The sequence below is a fragment of the Arthrobacter sp. CAN_A2 genome (genome assembly GCF_015752045.1).
GTDB lineage: Bacteria > Actinomycetota > Actinomycetes > Actinomycetales > Micrococcaceae > Arthrobacter_D.
On the sequence record NZ_JADOUS010000031.1, the window covers coordinates 1 to 6,866 of the forward strand.

The following is a 6,866-nucleotide window of genomic DNA, read 5'->3' on the forward strand; positions in this document are numbered from 1 at the left end:
ATGTCTGCGTGCCATGAGTCGTGAATCTCCTCCTGCACCCATTATCGGATGCGAAACTCACACAGACGCTGGACTCCTACACGGGGACCCAACCACACACCCAGCCGTCACCAGGGCACACAGGATGACCGACATGACACGGCCGGTCCTACGTCGTTGCATCGAACCCATAAAAATTCTCCAATATTTTGCGTTTACGATCATGCATGAACGTCGACCAAACTGGTTCTGACAGGCCAATTCCGCTCGTATCGGACGTCACCCTGTTTGCGGTTCATTCGTCGTTCTTCGTCGCCGCTGCGCCATCAGGTTGGTTCGCCCCGCGCGGACGCAAGCCCGCCCGCAGACCACCCATCCGAAAGACAGTGCTGACGAATCGCTCGAGTTGAAAGACGGGGTGCGGGATAACCACTCATTCCAGCGGTCATGCCGCCCTTGTGCCGACACTCTGGAGGTCACGTCATGACGAAGATCATCGCCCACCACGGGCTGTTCAAGGACACCAATCTGCACGTCGACGACACGGGAGGCACCGGTCGTCCTGTGGTCCTCATTCACCCGCCCTACCCGGCAGCGACCTGCACGTCATCAAGGGCGCACCCCACGGATGCAACGTGGGCCACCCCGACGAATGGAACGAGCCCTGATCACTTTCTTGGCCAAGTAGGAATCAGCGGCTGCCCTGGACCAGCCAGGTACTGCAGGCGGGGCATCCGGCCACGCAGCGGGACCGCCGCACGTGCACACCCGACAAGAAGGGCTCCGTCGACGGGGACTGTAAGAAAAACGGTGTGTGAGGGTCCGGCCTGATCCGAGAGGAGATGGCCGTGAATGACTTCACGACCGAAGCAGCAGAGGCGATGATCGATCCTGTGACGGGAGAGATCATCGATCAGAAGGACCTCGCAGAGCGATTGCTCGCGCAGGCCAAGGAGCAAGGCGTGAGTCTGGTGGGCCCGGGTGGCTTGCTGAACCAGCTCACGAAGAACGTGCTGGAAATCGCTTTGGAAGCTGAGCTGACCGAGCATTTCGGGCATGAGCACGGCGGGACGCCGATCGCGGAGAACATGCGCAACGGCACCCGAGTGAAGACGGTACTGACCGAGATCGGCCCGGTCGAGATCGAGGTGCCCCGGGAACGTGACGGGTCGTTCGAGCCGGTGATCGTTCCGAAGCGGAAGCGACGACTGGACGGCATCGACGAGATCGTGCTCTCGCTCTCTGCCCGTGGCCTGACGACCGGTGAAATCGCAGCGCATTTTGAGGAGGTCTACGGGGCCAAGGTCTCGAAGGACACGATCTCGAGGATCACCGAGAAGGTCGCCGGCGAGCTGGCCGAGTGGTCCTCCCGGCCGTTGGATCCGCTTTACCCGGTGCTTTTCGTGGACGCGATTGTGGTCAAGGTCCGGGACGGGTAGGTGCGTAATACCCCGTTCTATGTGGTCATGGGTGTCACGGTGAACGGGGAACGCGACATCCTCGGGATCTGGGCCGGTGACGATGCTGAGGGCGCCAGGTTCTGGCTACAGGTCTTCTCCGAGTTGAAGAACCGCGGCGTTGACGACGTGTTCATCGCGGTCTGCGACGGGCTCAAGGGCCTGCCGGAGGCGATCACGACCACCTGGCAACAAACGGTCGTGCAGCAGTGCATCGTGCACCTGATCCGCAACAGCTTCCGCTACGCCGGCCGGCAACACCGGGACGGGATCGTGAAAGCACTCAAGCCCGTCTACACGGCGCCGTCGGAGCAGGCGGCGAAGGACCGGTTCACGGACTTCGCCGCCGAGTGGGGTGAACGGTATCCGGCGATCGTGAAGCTCTGGGAATCGGCGTGGGCGGAGTTCGTTCCCTTTTTGGAGTACGACGTGGAGATCCGCCGGGTGATCTGCACGACGAATGCGATCGAGTCGATCAACGCCCGCTACCGGCGGGCCGTCAGAGCCCGGGGTCACTTCCCGAACGAGGCCGCAGCCCTGAAATGTCTCTATCTGGTGACCCGGTCTCTTGACCCGACCGGCGGCGGCAGAGCACGCTGGGTGATCAGGTGGAAACCCGCACTCAACGCGTTCGCGATCACCTTCGCCAACCGGTTCGAAAGAACCGCTCATTAATGAAATGCCGGACCCACACCGGTTATCAGACAGTCCCTTGAGCACGTCGAGGTCTTTCGGATGGCGAGCGTAGGAACTTCCATCATCGGAAGGCCTCGACGCCTATCCCGGGACCGACGCGCCAGCCCCGCTCACCTTCCAGCTACACCGTCTATTGCGATGAGCCGTTTATCAGACAGTCCCCGTCGACGAGCTTCACGACGGGCCTGCAAAGAGTGCCGGCTGTGCCTGTTGCTCGGGTAGTCGGCCTGGCGACTGGAGTTCCTTAGATTCGGGTGTCTTCCGCTCAGCGATAAGTCCCATTCGAAGATGCCACTGACTGCCCGATGCGGCGATGCGGCCCCGGATCATTCCGGGACCGCATCGCTTTCGGTGATAACACCGGTCAGTTCAGTTACCTCATGTGCTCGGTCATGCGTGCGTCGTCGTGCGCTTACGGTCGCGGGTGAGTAGCAGTGCCAGGGCGATCATGCCGATGCCCAGGAGTAGGTGCAGCCAGTTGTCCGCCCCGTTGAGGGGGACGAAGTTCGCGGCGGAGTCGTGGTCGATGACCAGACCGTAGATCCACAGGACCAGGTAGGTGACGCCGCCGTAGAGAAGGTAGGAGCGGGCGCCGCCGATGGTGCGTGCCATGGCGATCCCGACTGCCCCGAAGAGCAGGTGGACGATGTTGTGCAGGATCGACACCTGGAACAGACCGAGGAGCTTGGCCTCTGATTCGTGTCCGGCGAACATCATGGTGTCGTAGTCCGAGGTGATGCCGGGGATGAAGCCGAGGATTCCGACGAGCAGGAACACGGCGCCGACGGCGAGGGCTGCTTTCTGGACGTTCGTGCGGTCGCCCGTGCGGGCAGTATTTGCGGTGGTCATGGTTGTTCTCCCATTTAGGGTACGAGTGGTGTGTTCTGCAGCGCTGGTGCCCAGCGGCAGGAACGAGGATGGACCGGTCGTGAAGGCGAAGCCTTGTAAGGCACCACGTGCGGTCAAACCACAGCGTAGTAACCCGGCGGCGCTGCGGTGTCCGACAGGCCCCGCGTCGGTGATCACGATTTAGTCGGACCAGACCCGCGCCGAACCTGCCCGGGGTGCTGAAGATCACGCGTAGCCCGTTTCGTGGAGGATCGTTCTTGAGAAGGATCCTTTGATTGGACGGCGCGACGCGACAGCTGAGACGGTGTGGGACTTGTTCACGTGTGAGTAGCAGTGATCGGTGTCGTCTTTTCACCACACTAAGTGGCGGGCACAGTCGTGCTTTTCGTTCGGATGGCGGTGGGAGGTTCTTATTTGGTCCGTGTCCGGAGGTCTTGGCATCCGGGAAGCGGTGATCGTCTGCGTGCTTCGATGTGCGTCTGAATGGCCTTCTGGTCATGAGATGAGGGAAGCCAGGAAGACTTGCCAGGTGAGCAGTGATTTCGCGACGAGGCTGAGGACGAGGTAGGTCTTCTCGCCGAATGCGTAGTTGGCCCAGGGGCCGATCTCGCGGTATTGGAGCCATTGGGTGAGTCCGAAGCAGAAGAAGAGGACGCCCTGGATGGCCAGGATGACGAAGATGTACTCGGGGGCGTCGGAGTACAGCGGGATATTCAGGCTCATCGCGATCCAGGGGGTCATCCCGACAAGTGTGCCGAACCAGAACGGGACCATCGTGGTCGTTGTCCGGCCGGGCGGGTTCATACGCTCCTGGAGGTAGCCGAAGAGGATCATCGCGACGTTGGCGCCGGCGACGACGATGAGGGCGTTGATGGTCACGATCCCCCAGTAGAGGGCGATCACGATCACCATGAGGGTCGCGCTGAGCGAGTACTCAGCCCACCGGAACCGGTTGATGCCGCGTCGGAGGTCACGCTCGTAGAGTCCGCGGCCGAGCGTCGCTGTAAGCAGGTGATCGGTGCCGGCCAGGGCGAGGAAGGCCACGAGGACGTACCCGATCGTCAGCTCGAAGAGCGTGGAGGTCACGAGTCCGCCCTCCTCTCCGGCTCCGGGAGGACCATCAACGTAGGACGCGAGCACGGGGATCGCGAAGTCGTTTGTCAGGAACAGGAGCACGGCCGCCTGGCCGAGGTGCAGCACCGCCAGGGCGATATCCCACCGCCGGAGCCCCCGGAGACGTTCGGGAGTCACGCCCGTCGCGATCGGCGGCGCGGTCACGGCTTGGCTCATGGCAGTGCTCCCGGAATTCGGCGATCGAAGTGAATTTACGACAGCCATTAATTGAACGAGTGTTGAATTAGAATTCTAAGGACCGCTACGATGGCATGTCAAGAACCAGAATGAGGACCAGGATCACCACGAAGGGGGGAGTGCCGATGACTATTGCACGGGCGGGTCGCCGGAAGGGGACCAGCGACAGCAGGCAACAGATCCTCGATGCTGCACGCTCCCTCTTCGCCGAGCACGGGTACCAGCGGACCACGGTGCGGATGATCGCCGAGCGCGCGGGGGTCGATCCGAGTCTCGCCATCTATTTTTTCGGCAGCAAGGAGCAGCTGTTCGCGGCGTCGATGCCCGCCCCGAGCGAGGAGGCTCTTGCCGCCCCGAAGCTCCTGGCAGCCCTGCCACGAGCGGAGGCTGCGAGGGCCATGAGCCACCGCATCCTCGAGTCGGTCACCTCGCCGGAGGCGAGCAACATCCTGGGGATGATGAGGGCAGCGAGTTCCAGACCCGAGGCCGTGGCACAACTCCGTGAGGTCTTCATCGGTCGGATGATGCTGCCCATGATGACCGAGCTCGGGCTCTCCCGCCCCAAGGAGCGGGCCGTGCTGCTCGCGGTCGTCGTCACCGGAATGTCGTTCCTGCACGAAATCCTGGACATTCGGCAGGAGTGGCCGGACCTCGAGGAGAACGCCCAACTCGCGCTGCTCACACAGACGATCGAACTCGTCCTCACCACAGACCTGGAGTAACTCCACGTCCAACGTAAGACCGTTCCTCCTGCAAGGGATCCTTTGACCGGACGGACTGCGGGGGCGGGCATCTGTCCGGTGGACTCCAGCATCGACAGGGGGCTGGGTGACACGACTGTATCCCAGCAATGTGTCTCACGCGCTGTATTATCAGAAATAGAGAAGCTTGCCTTTGATGAGCACTGGGAGCATCGGAATGGGAAGTATCGGGTATGCCAGGGTCAGCACGTTGGAGCAGAACGCTGAGTTGCAGCACGCAGCACTGAAAGCGGCAGGGTGCGCCCGGATTTTCACCGATCACGGCGTGAGTGGAACGAGGGCGAGCCGACCTGAGCTCGATAAGCTCCTGGACCATCTGCGGGCGGGGGATGAGGTGGTGGTCTGGAAGCTGGACCGGTTGGGGCGGAACAACCGCTTAGCCCTGATCGATTACCTCGAACGCCGGGGCGTGCACTTCCGCAGCGTCACGGAGGGCATCAGCACCACTGGGCCTATGGGCCGGGCCATGCTGACGGTGATGTCGGCGTTCGCGCAGCTCGAGCGCGACCAGCTGGCTGAGCGGACCAGGGCTGGCATGGCCGCGGCCGCCGAGCACGGGCGGAAGGCCGGTCGCCGGGAGATCACCGCCGGGCACACCAAGGTCAGGCGATCCCACGAGTTGAAGGCTCAGGGGCTGGCGCCTGCGGATATCGGGAAGATCATCGGGGTCAGCCGGGCGACGGTGTATCGGTACCTGGGTCTTGGGTAGATAGGTGAGGAGTGTTCGGCTGGTGCTGGGGACTCCCGTGAAAGCGTGTGGATTCGTGAGGTCCTGATGACGGCGGATGAAGTAGAGGGAAAGAGCTCTGTCCTGTCGAGGGTGGCACGCATGGCGCTGCTCAGATGGAACGCGGTTGGTGACAGGGGGGCCGGTCAGTGCGTGCAGGTTGGGCGTAGGCGTTAATTCTGTTCTTGGCTGGGAACGATGTGGGGGACTTGGTCTCTGCCGCGGAGGCATGAAGCGGCGGAGGATAGGGCCTGTGACTTCCGATGGGATAGGAGCGGCCGCAGAGAGCGGACCGCGGAGGCGCTGATTCGAGGGAGCCTTCCAGTGAGTACATCGGGAACCGACGTAGCGTCTCGTTTGGGTCGGCGGGTGCAGGTTTTCGTTGTCGAGGGTCATGAGCTCGTGCGGCTGGGGTTGAGTGACCTGCTGGAGGACGAGGGCTGCGAGGTGGTGGGCGGAAGCGCCTCTGCGATCGAGGCGATTCGGGATATTGCACACCTGCGCCCTGACATCGTCATCCTGGATGGTCACCTGTCCGATGGGACGGGTGTCGAGGTCTGCCGGATGGTCCGCTCCATCGACCCGGGTATCCGGTGCCTGATGCTCACGAGTTTCGACGATGAGAACGCTCTGCGCAGGGCGGTCCTGGCCGGCGCGTCCGGTTACCTGCTGAAGGAGGCGGGTAATCACCGGCTGGTCAACAGGGTCCGGCGTGCGGCCGCCGGCGAAACGCTCCTGGCGTCGGGCAGCATCGCCCGGGCCCGTGCACAGCTCTCGCAGGTGCTGTCCCACCGGCGGCCCCCGTTGTTCACGGCGCTGGAGTGGCAGGTCGCTTCGCTCATCGTCCAGGGCCTGTCGAACCGCGAAATCGGTACGCACCTGGTCCTGACCGACGCGGTCGTCACTGGTCTGGTGTCCTCGGTGCTCGCCACCCTTGACGCTTCGGCGAGCAGGTCCACGCCCCTTCGTCCTGGTTTCGGTGACGTCCAGGCCTAGGGCGTGTCTCCTAACCCCGAGGTGGGATGAACGAGATCATGGTGGGATGTCTCGTACTCGTAGTCTTTCGGATGCCGCGTGGGGGCGTTT

General features: G+C 62.8%; 5 protein-coding genes and 1 pseudogene. 4 read left to right on the top strand and 2 right to left on the bottom strand.

Features of this window, described 5'->3' with window-relative positions; translation table 11 throughout:
- Positions 1-860 precede the first annotated feature (860 nt).
- A pseudogene (locus IWX63_RS16040) lies at positions 861-2,111 on the top strand (IS256 family transposase).
- Between the two features lie 411 nt (positions 2,112-2,522).
- On the opposite strand, the gene IWX63_RS16045 reads toward IWX63_RS16040, so the two are convergent.
- Complete coding sequence (locus tag IWX63_RS16045) at positions 2,523-2,981, bottom strand: DUF4383 domain-containing protein (protein ID WP_199279157.1); 459 nt, start codon at positions 2,979-2,981, stop codon at positions 2,523-2,525.
- A gap of 495 nt (positions 2,982-3,476) precedes the next feature.
- Positions 3,477-4,271, bottom strand: coding sequence for a heliorhodopsin HeR (gene heR / locus IWX63_RS16050; RefSeq protein ID WP_199279158.1), 795 nt, complete (start codon positions 4,269-4,271; stop codon positions 3,477-3,479).
- A 146-nt stretch (positions 4,272-4,417) separates the two neighbouring features.
- On the opposite strand from heR, the gene IWX63_RS16055 reads away from it, so the two are divergent.
- The 3 genes from IWX63_RS16055 (at position 4,418) to IWX63_RS16065 (ending at position 6,776) form a co-directional block, all read left to right on the top strand.
- On the top strand, positions 4,418-5,014 hold the full coding sequence (locus tag IWX63_RS16055; protein WP_199279159.1) for a TetR/AcrR family transcriptional regulator: 597 nt from the start codon (positions 4,418-4,420) through the stop codon (positions 5,012-5,014).
- Positions 5,015-5,210: 196 nt separating this feature from the next.
- Positions 5,211-5,762, top strand: a complete 552-nt coding sequence (locus IWX63_RS16060; RefSeq protein WP_199279161.1) for a recombinase family protein — start codon at positions 5,211-5,213, stop codon at positions 5,760-5,762.
- A 387-nt stretch (positions 5,763-6,149) separates the two neighbouring features.
- Complete coding sequence (locus tag IWX63_RS16065; RefSeq protein ID WP_199279160.1) at positions 6,150-6,776, top strand: response regulator; 627 nt, start codon at positions 6,150-6,152, stop codon at positions 6,774-6,776.
- Positions 6,777-6,866: the final 90 nt, after the last annotated feature.